Below are 14636 nucleotides of genomic sequence, written 5' to 3'. Positions count from 1 at the left end.
CGGTTAGCCCATCGAGGTCATCATTTCGCGGCCCACCAACATGCGCCTGATTTCCGATGTGCCTGCCCCGATCTCCATCAACTTGGCATCACGGAAAATCCGGCCCACGGGATTGTCGGACAGATACCCGGCACCGCCCATCGCCTGAACCGCCTGATGCGCCTGCACCATCGCTTGCTCTGAGGCATAAAGACAGCAGGCCGCCGCGTCCTGACGGGTCACATCTCCGCGGTCACAGGCCTGCGCAACATTATAAACATAAGCCCGCGCCGAATTCATCGCTGTATACATATCGGCCATCTTGCCCTGCATCAGTTGGAAATTGCCAATCGGCTGGCCGAATTGTTTGCGCTCGACCATATAGGGCATGATCTCATCCAGACAGTTGGCTATGATACCAAGGCCAATACCCGCCAGTACAACCCGTTCGTAATCCAGACCCGACATCAGCACGGCAACGCCACGCCCCTCTTCACCCAGCACGTTTTCAAACGGCACTTCGACATCATCAAAGATCAGCTCGGCCGTATTGGAGCCACGCATGCCCAGTTTGTCGAAATGCGGGCTGGTGCTGAAACCTTTCATATCCTTGTCGATCAGAAAGGCCGTGATCCCCTTGGACCCTGCATCGGGATCGGTCTTGGCGTAGACCACCAACGTCTGCGCATCCGGCCCGTTGGTGATCCAATATTTGTTGCCGCTTAACCGATAGTGATCATTACGTTTTTCCGCCCGCAACTTCATCGACACCACGTCACTCCCGGCAGAGGGCTCTGACATCGCCAACGCCCCCACATGTTCACCGGAACAGAGTTTGGGCAGATATTGCGCGCGCTGTTCATCCGTGCCGTTCAGCTTGATCTGGTTCACGCAGAGGTTGGAATGGGCCCCATATGACAGGGAAACCGATGCCGACGCACGGGCGATTTCCTCAACCGCAACCGTATGCGCCAGATAGCTCATGCCTGACCCGCCATATTCTTCCGGCACTGTCATGCCCAAAAGGCCCAATTCACCCATTTCGGTCCAAAGCTCGGGCGGAAATTCGTTTTTCTGGTCGATTTCGGCGGCCATTGGCTTGACCCGCTCCTGCGCCCAACGGTGCACCATGTCGCGCATGGCTTCGACATCTTCGCCCAGATTAAATTTCATGCTTGCATTGAACATGGTCGGTCTCCCCGAAACGGATTTAATGAACAGTTGTTCATTACTTACCAAGTTGTTCACAACCGGTCAACGATTCATGCCGGATCCTGACAGTTAAGACCCCTGTACCTCCTGATAGACTGCGCCAACTTCCGCCTTGATGATCCCGGAAATCAGGGCGCAATCCTCAAGGCTGAAGGTCAGCGGCACCCGCATGTCAACAATTCCCGCAAGGACCGCATCGCTTTGCGGCATCCTTGGCGCTTGCACATAGCGCCAGGAATCATATCGGCTGGTAAACCCTACTGGTTCTGCACCACCGAACCACTTCAACTCGACACCTCGTTTCAGACACCCTGTCAAAACAGCTTCGACAGCCTCGGTTTCCCAACCTTCCAACAGGAACTGGATCGAAGATCCGACAAAACTTTCCTCTGCGGGCCGTTCAATCACGGTCAGACCCGGCGTATCACGCAGCCCCGCCTCAATTGCAAAATAGCGTTCGTTCCACCTTGCGCATTGCGACGCCAGGTTCCGTAACTGGGGGCGCAGGATGGCCGCACGCAGATTATCCATCCGCCCCGATATATTGGGGGTTTCATAGCGAACGGCATCAAACGCCTCGGCCGGCGGTGCGGCCAGATGCCTTTCATACAACATATAGGACCCCGACAGGATCACGGCACGGGCAGCGACCTGCGCATCATCCGTGACAAACAAGCCGCCTTCGCCCGAATTCACATGTTTATAGCTCTGGCAGGAATAGCAGCCCACACGGCCCTGCGTTCCCGATGGCACAGCTTTCCAGGACGCTCCCATGGTGTGGGCGCAATCCTCGATCACTGTGACGCCCGCAGAGTCACAAATCGCCATCAAGGCCTCCATATCCGCCAGATGCCCGCGCATATGACTGAGAAGCAGCACTTCCGCCTGCCCGGTCTTTGCCGCCAGATCCTCCAGATCAATGACCAGTTGCGGCGTGACCCCGACAAAGACCGGCACCGCCCCCACCGCCGCTATGGCACCCGGCACCGGGGCAAGCGTGAAGGCATTGGTCAGCACACGGTCTCCCGGTTTCACCCCCACGGCCCGCAAGGCGGTCGCCATGGCATACCCCCCCGAGGCCACGGCCAAACAATATTTCGCCCCGACCAGCGCGGCAAACTCCTGCTCCAGCAACGCGGTTTCGGCCAATTCATCCGTTGCCGTGTTGTATCGGTGTAACCGCCCCGACCGCAGCACCGCCATTGCGGCTTCGATGCCTTCTTCGGGGATGGGTTCCTGCTGGGTAAAACTCCCGGAAAAGCGCGTGCTCATGCCGCCGTTCCGATCAATTGCGCAACGATTCCATGCAGATCATCAAAATGATCCAGCAATGCTTCTGGCTGCAACACCGACATATCCTCCCCTGACGGCCCGAAAGTAACCAGCACACAGGGCACCTTGGCGGCCCGCGCCGTCATGCGGTCGGTTTCCGAATCGCCAATCAGAATGCACCGTGCGGGATCGCCGCCCGCGCGCCGCGCTGTTTCAAACAGATGCTCCGGATCAGGCTTGCGCACCGCAATGCTATCCGCCCCAAGAAGGGCATCAAACACTGAACGCACACCCAGCCGCGTCAACAGACTGTCCGCCAGCCCCTCAGGCTTGTTGGTGCAAATTGCGACGAGATAGCCTTCGGCTTTCAGCTTTTCGACCGCCGCCATTGCCCCGTCATAAAGAACAGTATGCCTGTCGATGTCGCGGGCATAGGCATCCAGGAAAAACGGGTAATAGCGATCAATCGCCGCCAGGTCACCCCCGCGTTCCAGGCGTTGCAGTCCCAATTGCAACAAGGCCCTTGCGCCCAGCAGCGCGATGCCGGAATCCCTGCCTGTCTCAAGCATGTCCCCCGCTCCCATATCCCGAAAACAGACATTTGCCGCCGCAATCAGATCGGCACTGGTATCAGCCAATGTACCGTCCAGATCAAATATCACTGTCTTTGCCATGACGCCTCCCGTGCGCGGGTCCCCGCCCGCTGATGTTGCAACACGCAACTTAGTTTGATGCGCACCAGTCTTGCGCCTTTGCGTCAACCGCGTAAAGAGGGGCCAACAATGGATAAACGAGTGTCACAATGAAAACCGCCCTCATCATCCTTGCTGCAGGCAAGGGCACAAGGATGAATTCCGATCTGCCGAAGGTTCTGCACCCGATCGCCGGTGAACCCATGCTTATTCACGCATTGGAAGCGGGCACCATGCTGGAACCGGAACGTTCTGTCGTGGTTGCAGGTCACGGTGCCGAACAGGTCCGCAGCGCGACCCTTGCACATGACATGTCGATCAATGTGGTCGAACAAACCGAACAACTGGGCACCGCCCATGCGGTTGCCCAGGCCCGCGAGGCACTGGCCGGTTTTGACGGTATGGCCCTGGTGCTATATGGTGACACGCCGTTCATCCGCCCTGAGACACTCGAAAAAATGCAGGCCGCCCTGGCTCAGAACGATGTTGTCGTACTGGGATTCGAAGCAGCGGACCCCGCCCGTTATGGCCGTCTGGTCATGGATGGCCAACAACTGGATCGCATCGTCGAGTTCAAGGATGCCTCTGAACAGGAACGCATGATCACCCTGTGCAATTCCGGCGTCGTCGCCTGCAATGCCGATCTGTTGTTTGATCTCATCGATGCGGTCGACAACAACAATGCTTCTGAAGAATACTATCTGACCGACATCGTCGGTCTTGCCCGCGGCCGCGGATTGTCCGCCACTGCTGTCACCTGCGAAGAATGGGAAACCGTCGGCATTAATTCGCGCAGCGAACTGGCCCGTGCCGAAAACACCTTTCAGGCGCGTGCCCGTTCGGCATTGCTTGAGGATGGCGTGACCCTGACCGCCCCCGAAACCGTTTTTCTGGCCCGCGACACCGTCATCGGACGCGATACCCTGGTGGAACCCAACGTGGTCTTTGGCCCCGGCGTGACGATAGAAAGTGGCGCAACCATCCGCGCCTTTTCCCATCTGGAAGGCTGCCACGTATCACGCGGTGCGGTCGTGGGACCCTATGCACGACTGCGCCCCGGTGCGGAATTGTCCGAACATGTGCGCATCGGCAATTTTGTCGAGGTAAAGAATGCCCAGATCGCCGAAGGGGCCAAGGTCAACCACCTGAGTTACATCGGCGACGCCACGATCGGTGCCGCCGCAAACATCGGAGCCGGTACCATCACCTGCAATTATGACGGCGTCATGAAGCATCACACCACCATCGGCGCAGGCGCTTTCATCGGCTCCAATACCATGCTGGTGGCACCTGTCACCGTTGGCGACGGGGCAATGACGGGCAGCGGTTCGGTGATCACTTCAGACGTGGAACCAGAGGCACTGGCGCTTGCCCGTGCCCCGCAAGTCGAAAAACCGGGCATGGCGCGTAAATTGTTCGATATGTTAAAGGCCAAAAAGGCCAAGCAACAGCGAGGAAGCTGAAAATGTGTGGAATTGTTGGGGTACTTGGGAGTCACGAAGTGGCGCCCATATTGGTTGAGGCGCTCAAGCGACTTGAATATCGCGGCTATGACAGTGCTGGCATTGCAACCGTGAACGAGGGCACCCTGGCGCGCCGCCGCGCAGTGGGTAAACTGGTGAACCTCTCGGACCTTCTGGTGCATGAACCGCTCGCGGGCAAATCCGGCATCGGCCACACTCGCTGGGCAACCCATGGTGCCCCGACAGTCACCAATGCGCATCCCCATCAGGCGGGCGCTGTGGCCGTCGTCCACAATGGCATCATCGAAAATTTTCGTGAGTTACGCGCAGAACTGGCCAAGACCGGCGTGTCCTTTGTTACCGAAACGGACACCGAAACAGTTGCCCTGCTCACCCATCAGTACCTCGAAACCGGCATGTCACCGGTCGAGGCGGCGACCAAAACCCTGTCACGGCTTGAAGGGGCTTTTGCGCTCGCCTTTCTGTTTGACGGCCACGAAGACCTGATGATCGCCGCGCGCAAGGGCTCGCCCCTGGCCATCGGATATGGTACCGGCGAAATGTATGTTGGCAGTGACGCCATCGCACTGTCCCCCATGACCGACCGGATTTCCTATCTCGAAGAAGGGGACATTGCGGCAATCACCCGAACTTCGGTCGAAATCAAGGATGCCAACGGCAGACTTGCAAACCGCGCCATCAAAACCATTCAGGTCGACGCCACCCGCATCGACAAAGGTGGCCATAAGCATTTTATGGCCAAGGAAATCGCCGAACAACCCGGCGTCATCGGCCAGGCATTGTCCCATTACCTCAGCGACGCAGGCGAGATCATCCTGCCGGGCAAAGGCATCGATTTCACCAAGGTCGACCGCATCACCATGGTCGCCTGCGGCACCGCGTCCTACGCCTGTCTCACGGCGAAATACTGGTTTGAACAGATTGCCCGAATTCCGGTCGAGGTCGATGTTGCCTCGGAATTCCGCTACCGCGAGCCGCCGATCCCCGAAGGCACCCTTGCCGTATTTGTCAGCCAATCAGGTGAAACCGCAGATACGCTTGCCGCGCTGCGCTATTGTGAAGGCAAAGCACAATCGATCCTGTCAGTGGTAAACGTCCCCGAATCCTCCATCGCCCGCGAAAGCGATCTGGCCCTGTCGATCTACGCCGGTGTCGAGGTTGGAGTCGCTTCGACCAAGGCCTTTACCTGCCAGCTCACGGTTTTGTTGCTTTTGGTGCTCAAGGCTGCCCACCAACGCGGCGCGATCGATGACGCCGCCCTTGCCGATCACATCAGCGCATTGCGCGGTCTGCCGTCCCTTATCAACACGGCACTTGAACAAAACGACGCCATGCGCGACGCGGCATACAAATTGTCCCAGGCACAGGATGTCTTGTTTCTGGGCCGCGGCAGAATGTTCCCACTGGCCCTTGAAGGCGCACTAAAACTAAAAGAAATCAGCTATATACACGCTGAAGCTTATGCATCAGGTGAACTGAAACACGGCCCCATCGCCCTCATTGACGAAAATGTGCCGGTGGTCGTTCTCGCCCCTTACGATACCTTGTTTGATAAAACGGTCAGCAACATGCAAGAGGTCATGGCGCGCAAGGGCAAAGTGGTCCTTGTCACCGACAGCGACGGTTTGGCTGAAGCCAGCGAAGGCGTCTGGGTGACCATTGAAATGCCCAAAGTTGCCGAAGTTCTTGGCCCGATCCTCTATGCAATCCCGGCGCAATTGCTGGCCTATCACGCTGCCATCGCCAAGGGCACAGATGTCGATCAGCCGCGCAACCTCGCGAAATCCGTTACGGTCGAATAACCCCACCTGAAAAGGGCATCACAATCGCCAAACAATTCGATCAGATCACCGAGGACCACCGCCGGTTCATCGACGCCCAGCACATTTTCTTTTGCGGCACGGCAGCAGACCAAGGGCGCGTCAACATCTCGCCCAAAGGCATGGACTGCCTGCGGATCTTGGGCCCGAACCGGATCATCTGGCGCAACCTGAGCGGCTCGGGAAATGAAACCGCTGGGCATCTATTGCACAAGAACAGGATTACCCTGATGTGGTGCAGCTTTGAAGCCCGCCCGATGATCATGCGCGCCTACGGCAAGGCGAAAACCCTGCACCCGCGCGATGCCGGATTTGCAACGCTGAATGCCCGGTTTGAACAGGATGTTGGCGCGCGGCAGATCTTTGATATTACGGTCGATCTGCTTCAGACCTCCTGTGGCTATGCGGTGCCATTCTACAACCACATTGGCCCACGCGACACCCTGAAACGACAGGCCAAGACCCATGGTGCCGACGGCGTCGCCCAACGATGGGCGCGCGACAACCAGACCACCATCGACGGTTTGCCTACAGATATATTGGACACAGACGATGCATGAACCCTATCTTGACCAGTTGAGTGCGCTCACCAACCCGGCCAAAGCCCTTGATATGCGCAAGTATCACAAGGCGGATCGGGTTTACCTGGGTCTCGCAAACCCGCAGATTGATGCGCTGACCAAGGCATGGCGCAAGGAACTGGAAACCCCCAAACGCGTCGCCCTCGCCGATGCCCTTTGGCAAACCGACATTTTCGAGGCGCGCGTCGCGGCAGCCAAGCTGTTGACGCAGGCCCGCATCCGCCCCGACGATGGCGCTGCCTGGGCTCTGATCGCCTCCTGGACGCAGGATTTTGACAGTTGGGCCATCGCCGATCATGCGTGCATGGCCGGCCAGAAACGTCTTGTCATGGATCCTTCGCGGCTTGACACGGTCGAAGCCTGGATCACCTCGGATCACATGTGGACGCGGCGCGCTGCCTTTGTCAGCACCCTGCCCTGGACAAAACAGAACACCCCGAAGCCAGCCGAACTTGAAGCCCGCGACCGTATCCTTGGTTGGGCTGCACGCCTCACGACCGACCATCAGTGGTTCATACAAAAGGCCATCGGGTGGTGGCTGCGCGAATTGTCCAAACATGATGCCGCCCGCACCAGAGGCTTTATTCAGGCCCATGGTGAAAAGATGAAACCCTTTGCAGTAAAAGAAGCCCTGCGAGGCCTCAACAAGGCTTAGTTTTCCAATGCAACTGATACTTCTGTCAAATCGGCCAAGGATGCTTCGATCAACCGCAAGGCGGCCAGCGACATCCGGCTTCCCGCGGTGGCCGGCCCTTCAAGCGGGATCATCGTCACAACAGAAGACTTGCCGTTTGCCAGATTGGTGACACGGCCCTGTGCCTCAACCTTCGTCAAAGGTGTCTTGATCCACAGGCCCGGCTCTGTCGGACTGCCCAGGGTCACGATGGTCTTGCCCAGCGCCTTGTTTGGCGCTTTGGCTGGGGCCACGGCTGCGGCACGCTGGGCCGGAGTGGTGGTATCAAGAGTCTCCACGGTGCGCGCCGCTGGTGGTGGCGGCGGTGCTGCGGTTTCAGGCGAAAGCACAGCGCTCTCAACCTCATTGACGGCCGGTAAAACCGGTTCAGCCGGCACACTTTCAACCGCCGGTTTCTTCGGGAAAAACCCGCTGATCCCCGAACAACTGGACAATAGCGCCAAAAGAACGCCTGACACCACAATTTGTTTCATAGCCTGCCTACCTCTTGTGACATACCAGCCAAGGGCGCAAACGCTAATGGTCCTTAGCTCGGCAACTTGATGCTCAAAGGAACGATCGGCGGTTCCTCTTCAACCTCGGGCGCCGCCACCTCCGGAGGGGTGCACCCTGCCAGTAGCGCCGCAACCACGCTGACAATCATAAATTTCTTCATGTTTCAATCCTCACATTTCCAATGCCTGACCCTAGCTTGGGTGGCTTGACGCATCAATCACCCAAATGTCGCTTGCCCCGCCATCGGCCGACCTTTACCATCCATCCCATGAATGCACCCCTGATAGATCCCTTCGCCCGCGCCATCACCTACCTGCGCGTTTCGGTCACTGACCGCTGTGATTTCCGGTGCGTTTACTGCATGTCCGAAAACATGACCTTCCTGCCCAAAAAGGAACTGCTCACGCTTGAAGAGCTGGACCGGCTGTGTTCGGCATTTGTCGATCTGGGGGTGGAAAAACTGCGTATCACGGGGGGCGAACCTCTTGTGCGCCGAGAGATCATGACGTTTTTCAACAGCATCTCGCGTCACCTCGACAGCGGCGCGCTGAAAGAATTGACCCTGACCACCAACGGCAGCCAGTTGGAACGTTTCGCAGATCAGCTATATGCCGCCGGTGTACGCCGCGTGAACATATCACTCGATACGATTGACGAGGCAAAGTTTGCCCAGATCACCCGCTGGGGCCGTCTGCCACAGGTGATGCGTGGTATCGACGCTGCGCAAAAGGCCGGGCTAAAGGTCAAGATCAACGCTGTCGCGCTGAAAGGTTTTAACGAAGACGAACTGCCCACGCTTACCGCCTGGTGCGCTGAAAGGGGGATGGATCTTACCTGGATCGAGGTCATGCCAATGGGCGACCTCGGCAACGAGGATCGGTTGGGCCAGTATTGGTCGCTCAAGGACGTGCGCAGCGCCTATGCTGATCACTATACCGTCACCGATCTCGCAGAGCGCACCGGCGGACCGGCACGCTATGTTCGTCTCGAAGAAACCGGTCAAAAGATCGGCTTCATCACACCTCTATCACATAACTTCTGCGAAAGCTGCAACCGCGTCCGGCTGACCTGTACAGGCGAACTTTATCTCTGTCTGGGTCAGGAAGACATGGCCGACCTGCGCGCGCCCCTGCGCAATCACACCGACAGCGATGCCCCGCTCAAGGATGCAATCCGCGCTGCGATCACCCTCAAACCAAAAGGCCATGATTTCGACTATTCGCGCCAGAAACCTGACGGACAGATGCCCCGCCACATGAGCCACACCGGCGGCTGATCACGTCCATGACCACGCCCATTCTCTATCGCGCTTGGGTTGCTGCCAGCATGGTTCTGCTGCCGTTCTTCGCCCGATCCGAAGTCAGGAAACTGCGTCAGGCCGGCGTCAGCCGCCTGCGTGCCCGCGAAAAACTGGGCCATGCCACACAACCACGCGCCACGGACGTCCCCTTGATCTGGTTTCACGGCGCATCGGTCGGGGAAAGCCTGTCGGTACTGGCCCTGATCCATCGCATCGGCGTCGCCCTGCCACAGGCACAATTTGTCATCACCTCGGGCACTGCCACCTCCGCCACCCTGCTGGCTGGCCGCCTGCCTCCGCGCACCCTACATCAATTTGCGCCCCTGGATGCGCCTGGCCCTGTCCGTCGTTTTCTGCGCCATTGGAAACCAGACGCAGCAGTATTTGTTGAAAGTGAACTATGGCCGCAAATGCTGCGCCGCACCCATGCTCGGGGCGCGAAACTTGCTCTGGTCAATGCGCGTTTGTCCGAAAGATCCATGGCACGTTGGCGCAAGCGGCCCGAACTGGCACGGTTTCTGTTTGATCTGTTTTCACTGATCCTGACCCAGAACGACAAAATGGCGCAGGGAATGCGCGACATGCACGCTCCAGCCGAACGTGTCGAACCTGGTATCAACCTCAAATCCATGGCAGGCCCGCTGCCTGTTGACCTTGAAACTCTGGCCATGGCCCGCACCGCCCTCGGCCAGCGCCCGGTCTGGATTGCCTCTTCAACCCACGCAGGGGAAGAAGAGACCGTCCTGGCCGCCCACAAGGCCCTGTTGAAATCGCATCCGGATCTCTGCCTGATCCTTGCCCCCCGCCATCCCGAACGTGGCACCGAGGTACGTGACAAGATCGCCGCAGCGGGGCTGAGCTTCACCCGCCGCACGCGCGGCGACATGCCCGGCGAACAGGTGTTTCTTGCCGATACTATGGGCGAATTGGGCATATGGTATGCGCTGGGTGATATTGTGTTCCTGGGTGGATCCCTCAAGCCGATTGGCGGACATAACCCTTTTGAAGTGGCGCAATCAGGGGCTTGCGTCCTCTCTGGTGCTCATGTGGCTGCCTTTGCAGAAACCTATAGCGCACTGGAGGCAGCAGGTGCCGCATTCCTGATCGCCGATGGCACCGACCTTGCTGCGCGCGTCGACCACCTGTTGACGGACGAATTCGACCGTACCAAGGCCTGTACAGCGGCGCAGGCCTTTGTCTCTGGCCAAACCGACCGGCTCGATACCATCGCCACCCGCCTGATTACTGCGCTGGAGCTGACTCCATGACCAAAACCGACATCCGCAAACTTCAGGTCATCGCGCCGAATTTCAAGAAACGCCTCTCCGGTGTCACCGCTACCGTGATGCGCCTTGTCCCCGTGCAGGCCCGCGACATCAACATCGCCGCGACCGGTCCCGTGATCCCGTCCCATGTGCCACAAATCCCGCTGTCCGCGCTGATCACCATGCCGCGCTGCGGCCCCGATGGCCCGCGTATCTGGCATGCACGGCGCAATGTGGAAATGATCGGCGGGCTGGCGTTGAAATATCTGCTGGGCAAAAGGCTCAAGCTGGTCTTCACCTCTGCGTCGCAACGCAAACAGACCGGCCTCACCCGATGGCTGATCCGTCAAATGGATGCAGTTGTCGCAACCTCAAAACGCACCGATGCCTATCTCGAAAACCCCGCGCAGGTGATCATGCACGGCATCGATCTGGACGACTACGCCCCGCCCGAGGACCGCGCCGCTCTGCGCGCAAGGCTCGGCCTGCCGGACGGTGTGCTGATTGGCTGTTATGGCCGCATTCGCGCACAAAAAGGCACCGATGCCTTTGTCGAGGCCATGATCCCCGTATTGCACGCTCACCCCGACGCCTATGCGCTGGTTATGGGGCGCGCAACGGACAAATACCGTGCCTTTGAACAAGGTCTCAAAGATCGCGTCGCCGCCGAAGGCCTGACAGAACAGCTCTTGTTCCTGCCCGAAGTTCCGGTTGAACAGATGCCCGATTGGTATCCCGTGCTTGACCTCTATATCGCGCCGCAACGCTGGGAGGGCTTTGGCCTGACCCCGATCGAGGCCATGGCCTGTGGTGTCCCGGTGATCGCCACGCGGGTCGGTGCATTCGACGCGCTGGTGGTTGATGGCCTGACAGGTGCCCTGGTCGACCCCGACGACATTCCCGCACTCACCAAAGCGACCCAGACCGCGCTCGACAGTCATGCAACGTTGAGTAACTGGGCCGCAAACAGCCGCCCGCACATCACCAGGAATTTCTCAATCGAGCGCGAGGCGGCAGAACTTGTTGCGCTCTACCGCCGCCTGCTGTCAGCCTAATCTCAAGCAGCAGGCATCCGCTGTTCGATGATTCCAGCCCACCAGGAACAGCCGACCGGGATCGCTTCGTCATTGAAGTTATAGAGCGGATGATGCACCGCCGCGCCTTCCGTGCCGTTGCCGACGAGAATATAGGCACCGGGCCGCTCCTCAAGCATAAAGGCAAAGTCCTCGCCGCCCATGACCAGAGGTGCTTCATCACATTGGCCAGAAATCTGGCGTGCCACATCGGCGGCAAATTCGGTCTGTTCGTCGTGGTTCACCATAACCGGATAGTTGCGGCGGTAATCGACTCGCGCTACCGCGCCAAAGGTCGCTGCAATACCTTCGCAGATTTCCACGACCCGCTTTTCTGCCAGATCGCGCAGATCATTCGACATGGTGCGCACGGTACCCATCAGGTTCACACGCTGCGGGATCACGTTGAAAGCCTTTGACGAACTCTCAATCGAGGTGATGGACACCACGATATTGCCAATCGGGTCGGCATTTCGGCTGACGATGCTTTGCAATGCGGTGATGATATGGGCCGTCACAACCATCGTATCGATGGTTTCCTGTGGTTTGGCAGCATGACCGCCCAGCCCCTCGATCTCAATCTCCAACAGGTCGGTCGCAGCAAAGAAAGGCCCGGTCCGAATGCCGAAAGACCCCGTTGGCATGCCCGGCCAGTTGTGCATGCCATAAACTTCCTGAATGCCCCACCGCTCCATCATGCCATCCTTGCACATCTCGCGCCCGCCGCCGCCGCCTTCTTCGGCAGGCTGAAAGATCACTACGCAAGTGCCGTCAAAATTGCGCGTTTCCGCCAGATATTGTGCCGCCCCCAACAGCATCGCCGTGTGCCCGTCATGCCCGCAGGCATGCATCGCATTCGGGGTTTTAGAGGCATATTCCAGACCCGTCTGCTCATGGATCGGCAGCGCGTCCATATCCGCACGCAGGCCGATGACCTTGCCGCTGGTGTCCTGCTTGCCCTTGATTACACCGACAACGCCGGTACGCCCGATGCCCTCAACAACCTCGTCGCACCCAAAGCTGCGCAATTTTTCCGCCACGGTCGCAGAGGTCCGGTGGGTTTCAAACAGGATTTCAGGATGTTCATGCAAATCACGGCGCCAGGCGGTGATGTCATCATGCAGTTCAGCGAAACGGTTCTTGATCGGCATTGCGAGGGTCCTTTGAAATGGAGTGTATTTTCGTCAACTTAGGGTTTCCGCAGGCAAGAGGAAAGGTGCTGTTATCGGCAAGGTTCTCCCCTCGGCAGCGGGCGCGGATCTTGCCGCCACGCCCAGTACAGGGGCGGTTTCCCCAGCGTCACCCGACGCGGAATTTACAGGTATTTTCAGAAAGTTAAAGCCGCTTCCGGGCAGACAGCGCATATTTTGATACCTTTGACAGGGTCAAGCTACCTGCGCCGCGCAACTGGCGCTCATATCGCCAGCCCAGACAAGTATCCCATCTCTTTTTACACGCGCATTTATCCCCCCGCGGCCTGCAAGGTGCGCCAGTCCTGACAATGGGTATCGCGCCACACCGGAATAATCCGGCGGATTCGCTGCCCGCTTGCGCGCTGGTCTTGCCTTCAAAGCAGTCCCGTGGCGTTCAACCTGCCTTCAATCGGGTCTCCACTACCTCCGCATACCACGAACAGCCTGCGGGAATCGCCTCGTCGTTGAAGTCATACTTCGGGTGGTGCACCGTGGCACCCTCTTCACCGTTACCGATCATCATATAGGCACCGGGACGTTCATTCAGCATATAGGAGAAATCCTCGCCCGCCATGATCGGCGGCGTGTCGCGCCAGACCCCGGGCGTGATTTTTTCAGCAATGTCCGCTGCAAAATCGGTTTCGGCATCATGGTTCACCGTCACAGGATAGCCGCGCTCATAATCGACCTCGGCCCGGCACTGATGGGCCGCTGCGGTATGTGTGGCGATGTCGCGCAGTCGTGCCTCGGCCAGATCACGCACATCCTCGTCCAGGGTGCGTACCGTTCCGCGCAGACGCACGGTCTGCGGCAGCACGTTATGGCTGTCCGTATCCGAGCGCAGCGTGCAGACCGACACAACCACCTGTTTCACCGGGTCCACATTGCGCGAGGCGATGTTTTGAAGGGCAATCAGCACATGGGCCGCCGCCAGATTGCTGTCCACCGCCTCATGCGGGGCAGCGGCATGCCCCCCCTGACCTTCGATGACAATATCGAACTGATCGGCAGCCGCCAGTAGGGCACCTTTTCTGATCGCGAACTGCCCCACCGGATAATGCGGCATATTGTGCATGCCATAGACTTCGTCGATGCCCCAACGCTCCATCAACCCGTCCTTGACCATCTCGTTGCCGCCGCCGCCGCCTTCTTCGGCGGGCTGAAAAATCAACACGCAGCGTCCGTCGAAATTGCGCGTTTCCGCCAGATATTGCGCCGCCCCCAGCAGCATCGCCGTATGCCCGTCATGCCCGCATGCATGCATCTTGCCCGGAACCTTGCTGGCATAGTCTAGCCCCGTCGCTTCGGTGATCGGCAAGGCATCCATATCCGCCCGCAGCCCGACCGTACGCCCCGAACTGTTGTTGCGCCCCTCGATCACGGCCACCACGCCGGTTTGACCGATGCCCGTGGTAATGTCCGTAATACCAAATTCACGTAACCGTTCTTCAACGAACTTGGCGGTCTCGTGGACGTCAAACTGCAATTCAGGATATTGATGCAGATGACGCCGCCAGGCGGTAATTTCGGCGTGGGTCTCGGCAAAGCGGTTCTTGATTGGCATGGGATGTTCCTT

At 58.6% G+C, this 14636-nt stretch carries 14 protein-coding genes; 7 read left to right on the top strand and 7 right to left on the bottom strand.

Annotated features, from left to right (window positions below; translation table 11 throughout):
- Positions 1-3 precede the first annotated feature (3 nt).
- The 3 genes from OS190_RS07470 to OS190_RS07460 form a co-directional block, all read right to left on the bottom strand.
- On the bottom strand, positions 4-1167 hold the full coding sequence (locus OS190_RS07470; RefSeq protein WP_267158031.1) for an isovaleryl-CoA dehydrogenase: 1164 nt from the start codon (positions 1165-1167) through the stop codon (positions 4-6).
- A gap of 93 nt (positions 1168-1260) precedes the next feature.
- Positions 1261-2463, bottom strand: coding sequence for a DegT/DnrJ/EryC1/StrS family aminotransferase (locus tag OS190_RS07465; protein WP_267158030.1), 1203 nt, complete (start codon positions 2461-2463; stop codon positions 1261-1263).
- Positions 2460-3137 (bottom strand): HAD-IA family hydrolase, encoded by a 678-nt coding sequence (locus OS190_RS07460; RefSeq protein WP_267158029.1) that lies wholly within the window; start codon positions 3135-3137, stop codon positions 2460-2462. The genes OS190_RS07465 and OS190_RS07460 overlap by 4 nt, the downstream gene beginning before the upstream one ends.
- 128 nt (positions 3138-3265) lie before the next feature.
- On the opposite strand from OS190_RS07460, the gene glmU reads away from it, so the two are divergent.
- Genes glmU through OS190_RS07440 form a run of 4 tightly spaced genes read left to right on the top strand, consistent with a single transcriptional unit; the run spans position 3266 to position 7695 of the window.
- Complete coding sequence (glmU, locus tag OS190_RS07455) at positions 3266-4618, top strand: bifunctional UDP-N-acetylglucosamine diphosphorylase/glucosamine-1-phosphate N-acetyltransferase GlmU (RefSeq protein ID WP_267158028.1); 1353 nt, start codon at positions 3266-3268, stop codon at positions 4616-4618.
- Between the two features lie 2 nt (positions 4619-4620).
- Positions 4621-6441: a glutamine--fructose-6-phosphate transaminase (isomerizing) gene (glmS, locus tag OS190_RS07450; protein ID WP_267158027.1), complete on the top strand. Its 1821-nt coding sequence runs from the start codon at positions 4621-4623 to the stop codon at positions 6439-6441.
- Positions 6357-7019: a pyridoxamine 5'-phosphate oxidase family protein gene (locus OS190_RS07445; protein WP_323370649.1), complete on the top strand. Its 663-nt coding sequence runs from the start codon at positions 6357-6359 to the stop codon at positions 7017-7019. The genes glmS and OS190_RS07445 overlap by 85 nt, the downstream gene beginning before the upstream one ends.
- Positions 7012-7695: a DNA alkylation repair protein gene (locus tag OS190_RS07440; protein ID WP_267158026.1), complete on the top strand. Its 684-nt coding sequence runs from the start codon at positions 7012-7014 to the stop codon at positions 7693-7695. The genes OS190_RS07445 and OS190_RS07440 overlap by 8 nt, the downstream gene beginning before the upstream one ends.
- Here OS190_RS07440 and OS190_RS07435 read toward each other — a convergent pair.
- A complete protein-coding gene (locus OS190_RS07435; RefSeq protein WP_267158025.1) occupies positions 7692-8207 on the bottom strand; it encodes a hypothetical protein in 516 nt (171 codons plus the stop codon). The two genes, OS190_RS07440 and OS190_RS07435, sit on opposite strands and share 4 nt — an antisense overlap.
- A 53-nt stretch (positions 8208-8260) precedes the next feature.
- The gene (locus OS190_RS07430) at positions 8261-8389 is read right to left on the bottom strand and encodes a hypothetical protein (RefSeq protein ID WP_267158024.1); all 129 of its coding nucleotides are present in this window, start codon (positions 8387-8389) and stop codon (positions 8261-8263) included.
- A gap of 108 nt (positions 8390-8497) precedes the next feature.
- Here OS190_RS07430 and moaA point away from each other — a divergent pair, with 108 nt between their 5' ends.
- Genes moaA through OS190_RS07415 form a run of 3 tightly spaced genes read left to right on the top strand, consistent with a single transcriptional unit; the run spans position 8498 to position 11849 of the window.
- Entirely contained in the window at positions 8498-9505 is a 1008-nt protein-coding gene (moaA, locus tag OS190_RS07425; RefSeq protein WP_267158023.1) for a GTP 3',8-cyclase MoaA, read from the top strand.
- Positions 9506-9513: 8 nt separating this feature from the next.
- The gene (locus OS190_RS07420) at positions 9514-10797 is read left to right on the top strand and encodes a 3-deoxy-D-manno-octulosonic acid transferase (protein ID WP_267158022.1); all 1284 of its coding nucleotides are present in this window, start codon (positions 9514-9516) and stop codon (positions 10795-10797) included.
- Positions 10794-11849 (top strand): glycosyltransferase family 4 protein, encoded by a 1056-nt coding sequence (locus OS190_RS07415; protein ID WP_267158021.1) that lies wholly within the window; start codon positions 10794-10796, stop codon positions 11847-11849. Before OS190_RS07420 ends, OS190_RS07415 begins: the two co-directional genes overlap by 4 nt.
- Positions 11850-11851: 2 nt before the next feature.
- Here OS190_RS07415 and OS190_RS07410 read toward each other — a convergent pair whose 3' ends face one another.
- Positions 11852-13018: a M20 aminoacylase family protein gene (locus tag OS190_RS07410; RefSeq protein WP_267158020.1), complete on the bottom strand. Its 1167-nt coding sequence runs from the start codon at positions 13016-13018 to the stop codon at positions 11852-11854.
- 436 nt (positions 13019-13454) lie between these two features.
- Positions 13455-14624 carry a M20 aminoacylase family protein gene (locus OS190_RS07405; protein ID WP_267158019.1) on the bottom strand — a complete coding sequence of 390 codons (1170 nt, stop codon included), beginning with the start codon at positions 14622-14624 and terminating at the stop codon, positions 13455-13457.
- Positions 14625-14636 lie beyond the last annotated feature (12 nt).

Origin of the sequence: Sulfitobacter sp. F26204 (genome assembly GCF_026410305.1) — a bacterium.
Classification (GTDB): Bacteria; Pseudomonadota; Alphaproteobacteria; order Rhodobacterales; family Rhodobacteraceae; genus Sulfitobacter.
This window is presented reverse-complemented; position numbering and strand designations above follow the sequence as displayed.